Raw genomic sequence first — 13,371 nt, 5'->3', positions numbered from 1 at the left:
CGGTCTCTCATCTGACGGTAGGCGCGGGCGTTCTCCACGCAGTCGACGCAGCCAGCATGGAAGGCGCTGTGATCGTCGCAGCCGTTGGTCCGTCCGGAGAAGCGGGCAGCCCCGCCCGCAGCATCGCGGGCGGGGCTGGTCGAGATCGTCACGGTCTCCCCACTCCTGTCTGGTCGCCGCTCAGCCGGCATCGGCGCCACCGTTCAGGTCCCACATGGTGCGGACCAGCACCTCAAGCTCGGCCAGCGGCGGGTCGTACTCCTGCACCGCGCAGTGCTGGCACGTCCGCTGCTCGCAGGGCAGGCCCTCGACCATGTCCTTCGTCCAACCGGTCCACTGGTGGCCGGTGACGGCGCAGTCGGCGGCGGCCGCGCAGCCCGGGCAGAGCGCCCGATTGCCGACGAACACCCAGCACATGTCGCGGAGGATGCGGATGGCGTCGTCGATGGTCTCGAAGAGCGGCGGCTCGCCGGCGCCGTACGGCGCCGGGCAGCCGCCGCTGCACTGCACTTCAACGGACGTGACGATCATGAACGGGCTGGTCGGCAGGGTTCGGGGGTCAGGCACGGTCAGGGCTCCCGTCGGGGGGTGGGCAGCTGTCGCAGCGGCTGCCGGGCAGGGCGTGGATGGGCCGGTAGCAACTGGCGCAGGCCACGTACTCGTAGCCGGCCGGTCGGGGTTCGGCCCGCCGTTGCGGCGCCGGCATCTCGGGTAGTGGTTCGCCGGCCAGGGCCGCCGCGAGGGCAGCCCTGACGCGTGCCATGCCGCGCTGTGCGCGTTCGATTGCTTCCTGCGGGGTGCGGGCCTGCCGGATGGCTTTCTCCCGCTCCCATTGACGCTGAGGGGACACCGGGGGTTGGCCTCAGGCAGCGGCCGGGACGTCGACCGGCACCAGGTAGCGGAGCGGCTTGTTCAGCTCCTCGGCGTAGGCGATGTCCTTGGCGGTGTCGTCGCCGATGTAGCCATCCGGGTTGACGACGACCACCTCGTCGGCGAGCGCGATCATCCGCCGGTGGACCATGCGCAGCACCTCCATCTGCCGGGTCGTGACCGCCTCGTCGTCGAGGAACACCGGTGCGAGGACCGGGTGACCGGCGAGCGTGAACTCCTGGGCTGCCGCCTCGTAGTCCGCGGCGAACCGGGCCGCCCCGCACAGGGCGATCACCGGCAGCTCGACGGTGCCCGGCGCGGCCGCCGGCAACGACGCCGGCTTCTCCACGGTGGGCTTCGTGTTGCCGGGCGTGGTGCTGGTCCGGGGCCGGGACGGCCAGTTTGACCGCCGGCGGGCCGGCTCGGTGCGGCCGGTCCACTCCGCGCGCCGGTCCGCCACGCGGAGCACCGCCTCGCCGACCGGCAGGCGTCCTCGGCGGACGAGGTCCTGCTCCTCCGGGGTGAGGCGGGTCAGGGCGATCCGGTCCCTCACGTACTCGGGGCGCTTCCCGATCGACCGCGCGATCTGCTCGCGGCTGTAGTTGTGGGCGAACATCAGCTCGTGGAAGGCCAACGCCTCGTCCATCGGGTTGAACGACTGCCGCTGGGCGTGGATCTTGACCTGCTTCGTCAGGCGTTCCGCGTCGTCGAACCGGCGCCGCACGATGGCCAGCACGTACGGGTACTTGATCAGCTGGATCGCGGCGAGCCGACGGTGCCCCTCGTGGACCTCGTAGGTGCCGTCTCCGCAGTCGTGCACGGTGATCGGCTCCTCCTGGCCGTCGTCCTTGATGGACATGGCCAGCTCGGTGACGTCGCCCAGGTCCGTGCGGACGTTGCGGCCGGGCTTGACCAGGTGGGCCGGGATGCGCAGCAGCGCGCTGATCGCGGTCGGGTTACTCACTGTGGCCTCCTTCGCTCAGTGCAGGCATGTCGAGGTGCTCGACGCCGTCCAGGAGCCGGCCGGCGCGCTTCTTACCGACCCGGGTCACGGCGTGGTTGCCGGGCTTCGGATCGCCCGTCCAGTTCGTGGCCTGGTCGTGGTCCTCGCTGATCGCGTACTCGCCGGTCGAGCCGTCGAGGTTGACGTAGGTGTCCCACGGCAGCCGTTCGCCGTGGTCGGCGGCGAAGTGCGTGGCGAACGGCGCCCAGGCGCCCCACTGCTTGAAGAAGAACGGCACCCCGGCGTCGGCGCACTGATCGCGCAGGAGCCGCGCCCAGTCGGGGTGCATCGGTCGGGCCGCGGAGCCGGACTCTCCGCCGGCGACGACCCAGTCGATGCCGGCGCGGCGCTGCCAGCTGTCGCCGACGCGTTCCATGCCGTCGACCACTGCCCCGTCGGGGGCGTCGAGGTAGGGGTCGGTGACGGGTCGGCGTCGGGTGAGGTGTTCGCTCAGGTCGACCTGGCCGAGCAGCGGCTCGCAGGACAGCCACCGGACCGCTGCCGGGGTGGCCAGCAGGGCGGGAATCCGGAGGTCAGCGGACTTCTGGTCTTCGACGCTGACACCGATCCAGACGTTTGGGAGCGGCCAGGCCCAGGAGACGTCGCCGGGGATCTTGAGGCTCATGCCCTCGGTCAGGAGCCGGAGCTCCTTGGCCATCAGCTCCCGGAACTTCGGGTTGCCCAGAAGGCTCCGCAGGCGGCCGTGTCGTTTGGTGAGCAGCTGGTAGGTGTGCTGCGGCGCGGCGGCCATGATGGCGAACACCGCGGCGATGAACCCGTCCGGCACGTCGTCGTGGAACAGGTCGGACTGGCTGTCGACGAACACCCGCCGGGGCGTGCGCCAGTGCAGCGGGATGCCCAGCCGCTCCGGAAGGGTCCGCACCGTACCGGTCCAGTCGAGGCGGTCGTCTCGACGCTCGACGAGTCCCGCGAACGCCTGGGCGATCTTCGCGGTGGGGTGGTGAGCGTGCATCCAGGCTTCGCGGATCGCGTAGCAGTTGGTGCACCCGGGCGAGACGCGCTCGCAGCCCAGGGTGGGATTCCACGTGGACGTCGTCCACTCGATCTTGCTTCTGGTCGCCACGGAGGGCTCCTTCTCGGGCTAGGCGGCCAAGGCGACCGAGTGCTGCGCGGCCTTCTTCGCGCGCCTCTCGGCCTTGGTCAGGACGGTGGTGACGTGGAAGCAGCCACACGACTTCTGCTCGTACACCCGGTACGCCTTGCCGTAGACCGTCGTGAAGTAGTCGGCGGCTCGGGTGGCGGCTGCGCTGTCCGGGTACTTCCGCTTGTCGCACGGGAAGCACTTCTCGGTGAGGATCTCGGCCATGTGCGCGGGCCAGGCGCCGGCGGCGGTGGGCGTCGGGCCCGCGGTCCGGCTGGCGGAGAACGTCAGCGGCGTGCCGAACCGCTCGCCGGCGGTCCGGTGGCCACGGATGATCGACTCGTCCATCAAGAAGTGGTGGAACAGGCCGCACCCGTCGCATCGCCTCTCGCGCAGCGGCTTGCCCCGCAGGTTGCGGCGCAGGGCGTGACGGGCCGCGCTGCGGGTGCGGTAGGCGACCAGCCCGCACTCGTTGGTGACGCCCGGTTCCGGTGCGTGCTTCTGCTTGCGGTGCGCGCGGTGCTTCACCTGGCCACCGGCCCGGACTGGGTGAGCGCGCGGTCGACGTCCTCGGCGAGCTGTCCGACGACGCCGGCGACGGCGAGGATCCGGGAGAACGCGGCGCGGACGGTCGGGGCCAGGTCCTCGGGGATCGGGCCGGCGAGGGTGACAACGGTGGTGGCGCCGTCGTGGCCGTGCACGGCGAGGGCGTGCTGGATGGACTCCCAGATCACGGTGGACGGCCTGTCGCCGAGCCAGCGCATGATCACGGTGCCGTCGGTGGTCTCGACGCCGTACGCGACGACGCCGGCGCCGGAGACGCCGGTGACGTCGGTGTGCCGGTCGAGGGCGAAGAGCCGTTCCAGGTGACCGGTGGTCATGGTGCCTCCGTGTGCTCGAGGGCCAGTGCGGCCGGAAAGGGTCAGGACGCGAGGGCGTCCGGGGCGTTCGCGGCGTATCGGTGGCCGGCGGCGGTGAGTTCACGGGCCATGTCCCGCTCGGCGCAGGTCTTGTGGCGCGGCATGCCGTCGCAGTCGACGACGAGGGTCGGCCGCTCGCAGGAGGCGCATCGTTCGCCCGGTGCGGCGCTGTGGTGGCCGGACCAGTTGAGGGAGACGACCGTCCGCCCGTCGACGGTCGTGACCGTCGGCCGGTTGTGGTGGCAGCCCTGGGGGCGCACGGATCGCGGGCGTGCCATCAGGCGGCCCGGGTGGCGTCGGTCTGCCGTTGGGCAGCAGCGCGGGCGATTTCGGTGAGTTGCCAGTCGGTTTCGGCGACGACCCAGGCGAGCGCGTCGGCGCGAGTCAGGGTGGCGGTGCTCGGATACCAGTGGGTGGGCTCCCCGCCGCCGTCGGCCATGTCGGCCCAGATGTAGGCGAGGCGGCGCATCTGCCGGGCGACCGCGCCGACGAAGGCATCGGAGAGGTGCGGGAGACGGGCCTTCCACGGAGAGTCGTCTCCGTCGCCGTCCCGGCTGATCTGCTCCATGGCGAGCAAAATCAGCCGGGACGGCAACAGAGCTGGAGCACGGTCGGGTTCCCGCGTTGCGATGGTGTCCAGCCCGACGCCACAACCTCCTGTGGAAGCAGCGCCGGGGGCTCGGTGCGGTGCGGTAGTTCCGGTGGCCGTGCGCCGGACCCCAGCCGGGTCACGGTGTGCTGGTCTGCGCGTGTCCACGCGGTGTCGCCGGTCGCCGGCCGAGGGGCCAGCGTCCGGGGTCTGCGGGACAGGCAACGCAGAGTGCATCTGGTGTCCTTCCTGGTCGGGGTCGCTCACCCCGGTAGGTCCGTATTCAATCCTATGCACTCATCGACGTACGCGCAATGCCTTGCGCATCGGCCTTCGTCTCTACGCCCGGCAGTCGGCCTCCCACCCCGCCCTGAAGGAGGCCGAGGTCGACCACGACCAGATCCCCGCCGATCCGCACCGTCACGGTCGCCCCGTCGACGGCGTGGACGCGCCCGGGCACCCACACCAGTTCGCCTGGTGTGGGTGCTCCCGGGCTTGTCCCCGCCATCAGCCGTTGACCAGTCGGTCCCACGTGACCGGGCCGACGACTCCGTCGACGCCGATCTTCTTGGAACGCTGGAACGCGCGGGTCGCGCTGTCGGTGGCCGGCCCGAAATCCCGGTCGATCTTGATCTTCTGGCCTTGCGCGACCAGGAGCCCCTGCGCGAGCCCGGTCGCGAAGCCCTCGGCGCCGCGGCGGACCGTGGTCTGCCCGGCGAGGAGCTTGCCCCAGGTCTGCGGTCCCACGATCCCGTCGACGCCGATCTTCTTGCTGCCCTGCAGCGACCGCACCGCGGCGTAGGTCCGGGGTCCGAAGTCGCCGTCGACCGCGATGTTGCGGCCGTGGGCGACGAGGGCGCCCTGCAGCTTGCGCACCCACATGCCCTTGCTGCCCTTGCGCAGCGTCGGGCGGCCGCCGGCAGCCGGCGGCTTCGGGGCGGCCGCCGGCGGCTTGGGTGCGGCCGGGGCCTTGCCGGTGCGGTACCGCTCGTAGTCCGCGAGGATCGAGCTGTCGGCGTACTCGCAGCCGGGGTCGAACGACAGGTGCAGGTGCCCGTCGCTGGAGTAGGTGGGCTTCCAACCGGCCTTCTGGTTGTAGTGCTTGTTGTTGATGTTCCAGTACTTGACGTGCGGGTACGCGCCGGCCTTCAGCCGGCCGAGGAACCACGCCTCGAACCGGGCGGGCTCGGGCACCCGACCGTCGATCGCGTACACCCACCCGGACTTCGGGTAGACCGTCTTCCCGCCGATCACGGTGCTGTGGGAGCTGCGGGAGGTGTGGTCGCCGGTGTTCTTCTTGTTCCAGTGCGACGCGTTGCCCACGACCCCGAGGCACACGTACCCGTCTGTGCTCTTCGCGGTATAGACCTGCCACTCGTCGACGACCGGCCCGATCGGCCGCCACGACCGGTTGACCTTGTAGTAGGTGTCGTAGACGGTGCCGCCGGTCAGGGTGCCCATCAGGCGTCACCGCCCTCGACGGTGCCGTCGGCGTCGCCGTCGGTGGACTCACCCTCGGCGTCGTCGCCGTCCGGGCACACCGGCATCAGCTCGGCTGCCGCGTCGAGCGCCTCGTCCGTCTTCTCCCACGGCTCGATGACCTGGCCGTCCTCGGCAGGAACGGCGTCCTGCTCGACTCCCGTTGTCGTATCCATGCCGGGCACGATGCACAGCCGGAAGGGCTAACGTCCTGGTGCGAGCCCGGGCCCCTGCTCGTCCGCTGGCAGCCAGTCAACCCGCCGCGGCTCTCCCGACCGGGGCGGAGGGCATCGTCATGACGTCATGCTGGGCGGCGTGACGTCATGACGGCATGCGGCCATGATCTGATTGCACGGACGGAAGCCCGGCCGGCGACCTGCGAACCTGCCGGACGTGGACGCAGGAGCCGGAACCTCCCCCGTTCACCCTCCCTCGGCGGCCGCCGGCGCCCACAGGTACAACCACGGCGGTCCAGAACCCGCGACGGACTCAAGTTCGTACACCCCGCCGACGTCGGCGTCGAGGAGCTCCCCGCCGTACTCCACCCACAGCCAGGTCTGATCGATCGTCGCCGGCGGCAGCCCGTCCTCGTCGACGGGCACCAGCAGGTTCCGGCCGTCGACAGGGCCTCCGACCGCCGGCACGTCGACGCGCTCCCACATGAACCGATCATCAGCGTGCCAGCGCGGCCGCGGCGCGGTTTCCGTGTTCCCGCCTATCGAGGCTGTGTGGGTAGCTGGCTGGCCAGCGTGGACGCCACCTCGCCGGGTCTGGTCATCGGTCAGGCCGGGACCAGGTCTTCGTCGAACCCCTCCAGCTCCAACGCTCTCCGCGCAACTGTCCGCGCCGAGAGACCAGACCGGGCGTACGTCGTGTTGTACGCGGTCCGCCAGCTCGTGTCCCCTCGAACGGCGCGATACAGGACCTTGACGCCCTCGTCGACGGTGAGGGTCAGGTCCTCGGTGAAGAGTTCATCGGCGGTGACCGGCATGATCAGAGCGCCACGCGCAAAGCCGGTAGCGGGGTTGACCTGGTCCAGGGTGGGGTCGAAGAGAGTCTTCTCCTCGGACGAGAACAGGACGAGGTGCCCGGCGCCGCTCCACAGCGCCGTGGTCGGCGAGCGTATGACCCTCCCGCCGGCGCTGACCGGGATCACACCGTCGACGGCCTCACCCAGCAGGCACGATCCCGCCGGCCCCTGCACGGCGACGGCGACGGGCACGGGCTCGGCCTTGATGTGGACCAGGTCGGCGACGCGGTCGAGCAGTGCGACGCCCTCGACGCACTTCGGTTGGGCGTCGTTGATCTCGGCGACCATCCAGGCGGCACGGTGCAGCACCGTGGTTCTCTGGGCTCGTGTGAGGACGCGGACGCCCCGACCCTTGGTGGTCTTCCGGCCGGATCGTCGCATCGAGATTCCTTTCGCTCGGACGGTGGCAGGTCGTTGACGATAGCGGCGGCCGCCACCGGCCCACCGGACCAGTCGCGTGATGCTTCTGCCTGATCAGGTGTTGGGTAGGTCGATCGCGTCGAAGATCTCGCCGATCTCAGCGAGCTGGTCGGCGTACTCGATGCGCTCGGCCCAGCCGGCCGGCCAGGCGTCGAGCCCGTGCGTCGCGCCCACGATCGCTCCGGTGACGGCGGCGATGGTGTCGGAGTCGCCGGACGTGGCGCACGCGCGGGCGATCGCCGTGACCGGGTCGCCGGGGTGCCGGACGGCGCAGTACAGGGCGAGGATGAGGCAGTCCTCGGCGGTGCCGCCGCGCGCGCCGAGGTGGGCGCACGCGTCGCCGCCGTCGTCGGCGTAGGACAGGGCCTCCCACAGTCGCTCGATCGCCTCCCGGCACTCGTCCCAGCCGAACGCGATCCAGTTGGACTGCCGGCCCGGGTCCAACCAGGAGGCGAGGTCACCGAGGACGTCCTCGCGGTAAACGGTCCGGCGGGTCTGGCACCGCTTGTGCAGGGCGTCAACGACGTCGAGCGCCGTGATGCCCTCGGCTGCCAGGCGGACGGCGAGGGCGGTCAGTTCGGAGGCGGCGAGGGCCGTCGGGTGGCCGTGGGTGATGGCGGCCTGGAGCTGGGCGATGCCGGCCATGTCGTGGTCGGACAGGCCGGGCACCAGGGCGACCGGGGCTACTCGCATGTTCGCGCCGTTGCCCTTGCTGCGGCCCTGGGTGAGCCGCTGCCACGGCGTGCGGGGCGACCGCTGCAGTCGGTAGCAGGACGTCATGCAGGTGGTTCCGGGGGCTCGCCAGCCCTCGACGAGGGTGGACCAGTCGACGAAGCCGACGCGCAGCGCGGTGGTGAGCGCGTGGGTGTCGTACGGGGGTGGGCCGTAGTCGATGAGGGCGCGGGCGACCACGAGGGCCATCTGGGTGTCGTCGGTGACGAGCGCCGGGATGGGCAGCTGGCGCGGGCCTGAGGACCCGTACCGCTCGACGATCGTGTCGTAGCGCGTGAACTCGATGTCCTTGCCGACGGCGTCGCCGAAGGCGAGGCCGAACAGCGCTCCGGAGGCTGCGTGGATGGCTGGCATCTGCGGTGCTCCCTTCGAGTGGGCTGGGTGATGTGGCGGGGGCGGGACCGTGTGGTCCCGCCCCCCGTAGGTCATCCCTGGCGCGGGATGGGTGGCCGGTTGACGGCGGCGAGCACGGTGTAGAGGTGGGCGCGGCTGATCAGGTGCTCTTCGGTGGCCCACGCCTTGCAGGGGCCGCAGGTACGGCGGAGGTCCGGGTCGAGGCCGTGGGTCTCGGCGAACTGCTCGGCGACGAGGATGAGCGGCAGGTCGGCGTCCGTGTCGCTGTCGCAGTCGGCGTGCAGGGCCTCGGGGTGGGCTGGGCAGACGAGGTCGATTCGGTAGCCGTTGGCCGTCTCGTGGTCGGTGCCGGAGACCCTGCGGAGTGCCCGTTGGGCGGCGGTGGGGGTGGCGGCGGTGGCGACGACGGCCCCTGCCGGGTTGATGACCCCCCAGAGGTTGCCGTGGGAGAGGGCCCTGGCGGGGGTGACGTCGTAGTGGCGGCACCCCGGGTCGTGGGGGTCGTTCAGGTAGACGTCCGCGCTGCAGCAGGACTCGGTGCGGCCGTAGCGCAGAAGGACCACGGCGGCGACGGCGATGAGCAGGGAGATGCCGACGCCGGTCATGAAAAGCAGCAAGGGTTATCCTCCACTCGCGTGCGGGTCGCTCACCCGCACACATAAAGTTTATCATGCGGCGGTCAGCACACCAAACCGCACCCAAGGGCTAAGGTCGCGCCCGCGCCGCCCGCTGGCTGCGGGCGGCGCCGCGCTCCGGTGGCCTGCTGCTCACCGCACCCCACCAGCCGTCAGCCGTGGCCGGTGCCGCTCGGAGTGACCACGCCGGCGCCCGCCAGCTTGCCGCTCCCCACCGGTGACCCGCCACCGCGGCGACTCGCATCTGTGGACAGACCACCGGCTGTGGAAAACAGCCTGATCATCGAGCAATGTGGTACGGCGCCCCGGCGCACCTGCCGTCAGCCACCGCAGTCCGAGGCCCGCCCGGTACACGCCGCGGCGCTGGCCGACGAGTGGTCGACCAGCGCCGCGCGCCGGGGTTGGTCATCTGCCGGTCACGGCCTCCTGACGGGGCTTGAGCGCCACGCTCTCGATCTCGACCGGCTTGATGAAAGGCCGGGGCACCCGCCAGTAGCGGCCCGGCTTCTCCTCGTCGCCGCCCAGCACCGCGACGTTCACCTGGTCGCCGTTGTCCTTGATCACGACGTATAGCCGCTCGACCGGTTCCTTCCAGCCGAGGCCGGACACCATGACGACCTTGGCCAGGGGCAGCGGCCCCACGACCGGCGCGGCGACGGCCCGAGCGGCCGCTTCGGCCGCCATGCTCGCCGGAGCCTTGTCCACCTGCGTCGGGTTGGCGCGGACCCGGGGGCCGCCGCCCACCGGCTCAAGCAGCAGGTTGACGGGCATGACCCTGACGACCTTGTAGACGACGCCCTTGTCGGACTTTCGGGCGTACTCGGGCTTGACGACGACGAAGTCGTCGACGGCGAAGAAGGGGACGGTGGTCGCGGACATGAGATCCTCCTGATTGGCGGGTCGCTCACCCGCACACATTTAGTTTAGCAGGTGGTGATCATGCCCGCGACCCCACCCCGTCTACCTGGCCTGGTACGCCTGCCACGCCTCGTCGACCAGCTGCGCGACGACCTCAAGCGCGTACACCGCCAGGTCGTGGCCGTCCATGAACTCCCGCTCGCCATCGGACGACCTGAAGGCCTTGCCCTCCTGCGGGATGGTGGCCAGGCGCAGGTGCTCGCCGACGTCGACGGAGACGATGAGCGCCCCGTCGTCGGTCACGGTGGCGTGAATGGCCGAGATGCCGTCAACCACGTCCCGCCGGCACCTACCTCGTCTCCGTCGTCGTGGAGGACCTGGACTAGGTACGCCACGTCGGCGGCGTCGCCGTCGAACTCGCCCAGCGGCCCGTAGGCGGGGACGTACACCTCCCGCAGCCATTCCTCCAGCGCGGCCCGGTCGACGCTCACGGCCGGACCCGGTTTGGCCGGCGCGGTGATGCTCCAGCTGGTCGGGTCGGCGCCCGCGGCGATCGCCTCCGGAGCGACCCCCTCGGCGACGGTCGCGAATTGGATCGCGGATCCGGCGATCAGTGCCCGCACGTCGGCTTCGTCGAGGTCGGACGGCGGCTGGTCGGTCGCGAGGACGAGCGTGGCGGTCACGTGAGACAACTGCCGTGTGATGGGGATGCTCAAGACGCACTCCAAAGGGCTTGAAAGGGGCGAGAAAAGGCCGGCCCGGGTCTCGCGGTGCGGGGCCGGGCCGGCCGAGGTGGTCAGGGGATGAGGCGGGTGGTGCGGGTCTGCTCGACGGTGAGTCCGTTGGTGAGTGCCCAACTGATCGCGAGGTTGAGGTCGTTGTCGACCTGGTCGAGGAGGATGCCGCTGTGCCCGCCCTTGAAGCGGCCCATCCAGCCGTGGCTGTGACCCAGGTGGGTCTCCAACGCGCGGAACTGCTCCTCGGTGGTGATGCCGTGGATCATCAGGGATCGCTCGACGACCTGGCCGCCGTGCCCGGTGGTGGCCTCATAGGCGGCGACGGCCGTGTTCGCGGCGTTCGCGACGGCGGTGAGGGCCATCGCGGCGGCTTCGCCCCTGTCCATCCGGACGATTCCGTCGTCCGTGTCGGCGTAGATGAGGTCCCCGGCTTGGAGGTGCGCGGCGGACAGTTCGACGCCGTCCACGGTGACCACGACCAGGCCGCCGCCGTCGGCCGTCTCGGAGTCGGCGGTGAGCCAGATGTCGACGTCGGTGACGCCGGGCCGGTAGCTCCAGACCTCGGGCGCTTCGCGCAGTTCGTGGATGGCCGTCTCGACCAGGTTCGCGGCGTTGTCCAGCGCATCGCTGTATTCGCTGTCGGCGGTGCCCCGTAGAAGGCGTGCCTGCCCGAACTCGTCGAGGGTCCGCATCCACTGGCGGAACGCTGCCTGGTTGAAGCTGACAGCAGAGGTCATGCTGAACTCTCCATCCTGGCGGGTCGCTCACCCGCACACACATATTTTAGCACGTTTTGGGCCCGCTCGCACTACAGCAGCCGACCAGCCCCGCTCCCCTGCGCCCAGGTTGCGAGCGGTCGCACGCGCACGATGTGGTGCGGCCGCAGCAGCGCCGCCGCCAGCCCGGTGAGGGGATCGTCGAAGACGATGTAGTCCCGCGCCCACACCGCGTGCCAGCGCTCGGCGCGCTTCCCTGCCCTCACGCCGTGCGGGTCGCCGAGGATGGCGCTGATGCCCGCAAGGTCGCCACCACGCGCGGTCGATCGGTAGTGGCTCATGCTCCCGGCCAGCATCGGGCACGCCTGGGTTGAGTACCGGAAGCACTCCGGGTGCATGGCGGCCTCGGCGGCGATGCTGCGATCGACGTCGCGGTCTCGCATCGCGAACACGAACCGGGCGTCCAACGGCTGCCCGCAGATCTGGCACCAGCGGCGTTCGAGCGCCGCGGCGGCGCGGCCGGTGTCGACCGCGCCGAACCGGTACGGGCCGTTCGGGGTCCGGGCGGTGATCCACGGGACAGCCAGGCCAGCGACGACGGGCCTGTGGAGGAGCCGCAGCGGGATCGGCGTCGCGGCGGTTGGGTGAGTCTGCACAGTGCTGCTCCTGATGGTTTGTGTCTGCGGGGTGGTCGGGCCTGCGGCGGCGGGCGCCCTCGGCGGTGCACCGAGACGCCCGCCGTCGCGCTCGTCAGCCCGCGCGCATCCGCTCGGCCATCTCTTGCAGGTGCCGGCCGAGCCCTTCGAGATCGTCGGGGTTGGTGATCCGCACGCCGGCCACGATGACCGCGCCCGGTCCTTCGTGGTGGGCGGTCAGCTGGCGGGGTTCGCCCAGCTGGTCACCGACCAGACAGGCTGAGCCGTTCATCCGCGACGGGTAGAAGCCGGGCGCGATTCGTGTTGCCCTCGTCCAGGCGCTACCGGCGGGCAGATGGTGCAGGACTTGGTCCACGGTGCGGAGGGCGGCCCGCTCGGCGGCCTGGTCGTCGCCAGCGCCGGCGGCACGGACGAACGTTTCGGCGAGCGCGCCCAGGGTGGCCACGGCCTCGGCCTGCTCGGCGGTGCTGAACGGTGCTGGCTGCGGCGTGGAGGCCGGGCCGATCTGCACGTGGACGGTGGTGCCCTCGGCCACAACGCGGCCGGTCATCGTGTCGGACTCGGCGTCGAACGCGGCCCGGATGATTCGGGCGACCCGGTCGCGTGCGCCGGTTGTGGCGAAGCCCCTGACGGCGTAGCCCTGGTCGTGGAGGGTGACGCAGACAGCGGCGATCTCGTCGGCCACGTCCGTACCGTGGAAGTTGTCGATGAGGTGGCGGTGGATCTGCTGGGTGGAGACGTTCACGAACACTCCGGAGGGGAGGAGAGGTGTGTGGACACGGAGCCGGCCCGACCCCCGGGGCGTGGGGGTCGGGCCGTTGGTGGTCAGATCGCGAGGGTGGTGGCGATGCGGCCCGCGAACTCCTTGGCCACGTCGTGGGGCAGCTGCGCGCCGAGACGGGCGTCGAGCGGCGTCAGCCGGTGGCTGCCGTGCGTCACCCGGTACCGCTCGCCCCGGGTCGGGACCACGAGCAGGAACCGGTCCTGCTCGCGGCGGCTGAGGTGCACGCGGACGCGGACCTTGCTGCCGTCGCGGTCGAGCTTGGTGTAGAGGCCGAGTGCGCGCAGGCAGACGAGGATGTCGTGGGCGTAGGAGCTGCGGTACTTGTTCTCGGCCAGGTTGGTCATTTTGCCTCCCAAACTAGGGCGGGTCGCTCACCCGCACACATATAGTTTAGCAAAGTTGATCGACCCACGCAAACCACGCCGCACCCACCGGCCAGCGGCAACGCCTCAAAAGATCTTGGAAACGGCGGTTCACGCTGACCCC

At 70.9% G+C, this 13,371-nt stretch carries 20 protein-coding genes; all 20 read right to left on the bottom strand.

Annotated elements, in window-relative coordinates:
• Positions 1–180: 180 nt before the first annotated feature.
• Positions 181–567 carry a hypothetical protein gene (locus OOJ91_RS34335; RefSeq protein ID WP_266251878.1) on the bottom strand — a complete coding sequence of 129 codons (387 nt, stop codon included), beginning with the start codon at positions 565–567 and terminating at the stop codon, positions 181–183.
• A gap of 295 nt (positions 568–862) precedes the next feature.
• The gene (locus OOJ91_RS34330) at positions 863–1,834 is read right to left on the bottom strand and encodes a ParB/RepB/Spo0J family partition protein (RefSeq protein WP_266251877.1); all 972 of its coding nucleotides are present in this window, start codon (positions 1,832–1,834) and stop codon (positions 863–865) included.
• A complete protein-coding gene (locus OOJ91_RS34325) occupies positions 1,827–2,957 on the bottom strand; it encodes a DUF5131 family protein (RefSeq protein ID WP_266251876.1) in 1,131 nt (376 codons plus the stop codon). The genes OOJ91_RS34330 and OOJ91_RS34325 overlap by 8 nt, the downstream gene beginning before the upstream one ends.
• An 18-nt stretch (positions 2,958–2,975) precedes the next feature.
• A complete protein-coding gene (locus tag OOJ91_RS34320) occupies positions 2,976–3,503 on the bottom strand; it encodes a hypothetical protein (protein WP_266251875.1) in 528 nt (175 codons plus the stop codon).
• Positions 3,500–3,856, bottom strand: a complete 357-nt coding sequence (locus tag OOJ91_RS34315) for a hypothetical protein (protein ID WP_266251873.1) — start codon at positions 3,854–3,856, stop codon at positions 3,500–3,502. Before OOJ91_RS34315 ends, OOJ91_RS34320 begins: the two co-directional genes overlap by 4 nt.
• 41 nt (positions 3,857–3,897) lie before the next feature.
• Positions 3,898–4,173, bottom strand: coding sequence for a hypothetical protein (locus OOJ91_RS34310; RefSeq protein ID WP_266251871.1), 276 nt, complete (start codon positions 4,171–4,173; stop codon positions 3,898–3,900).
• Positions 4,173–4,463, bottom strand: a complete 291-nt coding sequence (locus tag OOJ91_RS34305; protein WP_266251869.1) for a hypothetical protein — start codon at positions 4,461–4,463, stop codon at positions 4,173–4,175. The genes OOJ91_RS34310 and OOJ91_RS34305 overlap by 1 nt, the downstream gene beginning before the upstream one ends.
• 528 nt (positions 4,464–4,991) lie before the next feature.
• A complete protein-coding gene (locus tag OOJ91_RS34300) occupies positions 4,992–5,945 on the bottom strand; it encodes a peptidoglycan-binding domain-containing protein (protein ID WP_266251867.1) in 954 nt (317 codons plus the stop codon).
• Complete coding sequence (locus OOJ91_RS34295) at positions 5,945–6,139, bottom strand: hypothetical protein (protein WP_266251865.1); 195 nt, start codon at positions 6,137–6,139, stop codon at positions 5,945–5,947. The genes OOJ91_RS34300 and OOJ91_RS34295 overlap by 1 nt, the downstream gene beginning before the upstream one ends.
• A gap of 246 nt (positions 6,140–6,385) precedes the next feature.
• A complete protein-coding gene (locus OOJ91_RS34290; protein ID WP_266251862.1) occupies positions 6,386–6,625 on the bottom strand; it encodes a hypothetical protein in 240 nt (79 codons plus the stop codon).
• A gap of 119 nt (positions 6,626–6,744) precedes the next feature.
• Complete coding sequence (locus tag OOJ91_RS34285) at positions 6,745–7,374, bottom strand: hypothetical protein (RefSeq protein WP_266251859.1); 630 nt, start codon at positions 7,372–7,374, stop codon at positions 6,745–6,747.
• Positions 7,375–7,467: 93 nt separating this feature from the next.
• Positions 7,468–8,499 carry an ADP-ribosylglycohydrolase family protein gene (locus tag OOJ91_RS34280; protein ID WP_266251856.1) on the bottom strand — a complete coding sequence of 344 codons (1,032 nt, stop codon included), beginning with the start codon at positions 8,497–8,499 and terminating at the stop codon, positions 7,468–7,470.
• A 71-nt stretch (positions 8,500–8,570) separates the two neighbouring features.
• On the bottom strand, positions 8,571–9,116 hold the full coding sequence (locus tag OOJ91_RS34275; protein WP_266251854.1) for a hypothetical protein: 546 nt from the start codon (positions 9,114–9,116) through the stop codon (positions 8,571–8,573).
• Positions 9,117–9,539: 423 nt separating this feature from the next.
• Positions 9,540–10,013 (bottom strand): hypothetical protein, encoded by a 474-nt coding sequence (locus OOJ91_RS34270; RefSeq protein ID WP_266251851.1) that lies wholly within the window; start codon positions 10,011–10,013, stop codon positions 9,540–9,542.
• Between the two features lie 81 nt (positions 10,014–10,094).
• Positions 10,095–10,295, bottom strand: coding sequence for a hypothetical protein (locus OOJ91_RS34265; RefSeq protein WP_266251848.1), 201 nt, complete (start codon positions 10,293–10,295; stop codon positions 10,095–10,097).
• Complete coding sequence (locus OOJ91_RS34260; RefSeq protein WP_266251845.1) at positions 10,292–10,675, bottom strand: hypothetical protein; 384 nt, start codon at positions 10,673–10,675, stop codon at positions 10,292–10,294. The genes OOJ91_RS34265 and OOJ91_RS34260 overlap by 4 nt, the downstream gene beginning before the upstream one ends.
• A gap of 113 nt (positions 10,676–10,788) precedes the next feature.
• Positions 10,789–11,466: a hypothetical protein gene (locus OOJ91_RS34255; protein WP_266251843.1), complete on the bottom strand. Its 678-nt coding sequence runs from the start codon at positions 11,464–11,466 to the stop codon at positions 10,789–10,791.
• Between the two features lie 71 nt (positions 11,467–11,537).
• Entirely contained in the window at positions 11,538–12,101 is a 564-nt protein-coding gene (locus tag OOJ91_RS34250) for a hypothetical protein (RefSeq protein WP_266251840.1), read from the bottom strand.
• A gap of 94 nt (positions 12,102–12,195) precedes the next feature.
• The gene (locus tag OOJ91_RS34245) at positions 12,196–12,846 is read right to left on the bottom strand and encodes a hypothetical protein (protein ID WP_266251837.1); all 651 of its coding nucleotides are present in this window, start codon (positions 12,844–12,846) and stop codon (positions 12,196–12,198) included.
• 80 nt (positions 12,847–12,926) lie between these two features.
• Entirely contained in the window at positions 12,927–13,229 is a 303-nt protein-coding gene (locus OOJ91_RS34240; RefSeq protein WP_266251835.1) for a hypothetical protein, read from the bottom strand.
• Positions 13,230–13,371 lie beyond the last annotated feature (142 nt).

It is taken from the genome of Micromonospora lupini (genome assembly GCF_026342015.1).
GTDB lineage: Bacteria > Actinomycetota > Actinomycetes > Mycobacteriales > Micromonosporaceae > Micromonospora > Micromonospora lupini_B.
This window is presented reverse-complemented; position numbering and strand designations above follow the sequence as displayed.

Excerpts from the sequence above, each read along its gene's own strand:
- OOJ91_RS34315 (WP_266251873.1), bottom strand. The coding sequence starts at position 3,856 with ATGACCACCGGTCACCTGGAACGGCTCTTCGCCCTCGACCGGCACACC.
- OOJ91_RS34310 (WP_266251871.1), bottom strand. The coding sequence starts at position 4,173 with ATGGCACGCCCGCGATCCGTGCGCCCCCAGGGCTGCCACCACAACCGG.
- OOJ91_RS34305 (WP_266251869.1), bottom strand. The coding sequence starts at position 4,463 with ATGGAGCAGATCAGCCGGGACGGCGACGGAGACGACTCTCCGTGGAAG.
- OOJ91_RS34300 (WP_266251867.1), bottom strand. The coding sequence starts at position 5,945 with ATGGGCACCCTGACCGGCGGCACCGTCTACGACACCTACTACAAGGTC.
- OOJ91_RS34295 (WP_266251865.1), bottom strand. The coding sequence starts at position 6,139 with ATGGATACGACAACGGGAGTCGAGCAGGACGCCGTTCCTGCCGAGGAC.
- OOJ91_RS34290 (WP_266251862.1), bottom strand. The coding sequence starts at position 6,625 with ATGTGGGAGCGCGTCGACGTGCCGGCGGTCGGAGGCCCTGTCGACGGC.
- OOJ91_RS34285 (WP_266251859.1), bottom strand. The coding sequence starts at position 7,374 with ATGCGACGATCCGGCCGGAAGACCACCAAGGGTCGGGGCGTCCGCGTC.
- OOJ91_RS34280 (WP_266251856.1), bottom strand. The coding sequence starts at position 8,499 with ATGCCAGCCATCCACGCAGCCTCCGGAGCGCTGTTCGGCCTCGCCTTC.
- OOJ91_RS34270 (WP_266251851.1), bottom strand. The coding sequence starts at position 10,013 with ATGTCCGCGACCACCGTCCCCTTCTTCGCCGTCGACGACTTCGTCGTC.
- OOJ91_RS34255 (WP_266251843.1), bottom strand. The coding sequence starts at position 11,466 with ATGACCTCTGCTGTCAGCTTCAACCAGGCAGCGTTCCGCCAGTGGATG.
- OOJ91_RS34240 (WP_266251835.1), bottom strand. The coding sequence starts at position 13,229 with ATGACCAACCTGGCCGAGAACAAGTACCGCAGCTCCTACGCCCACGAC.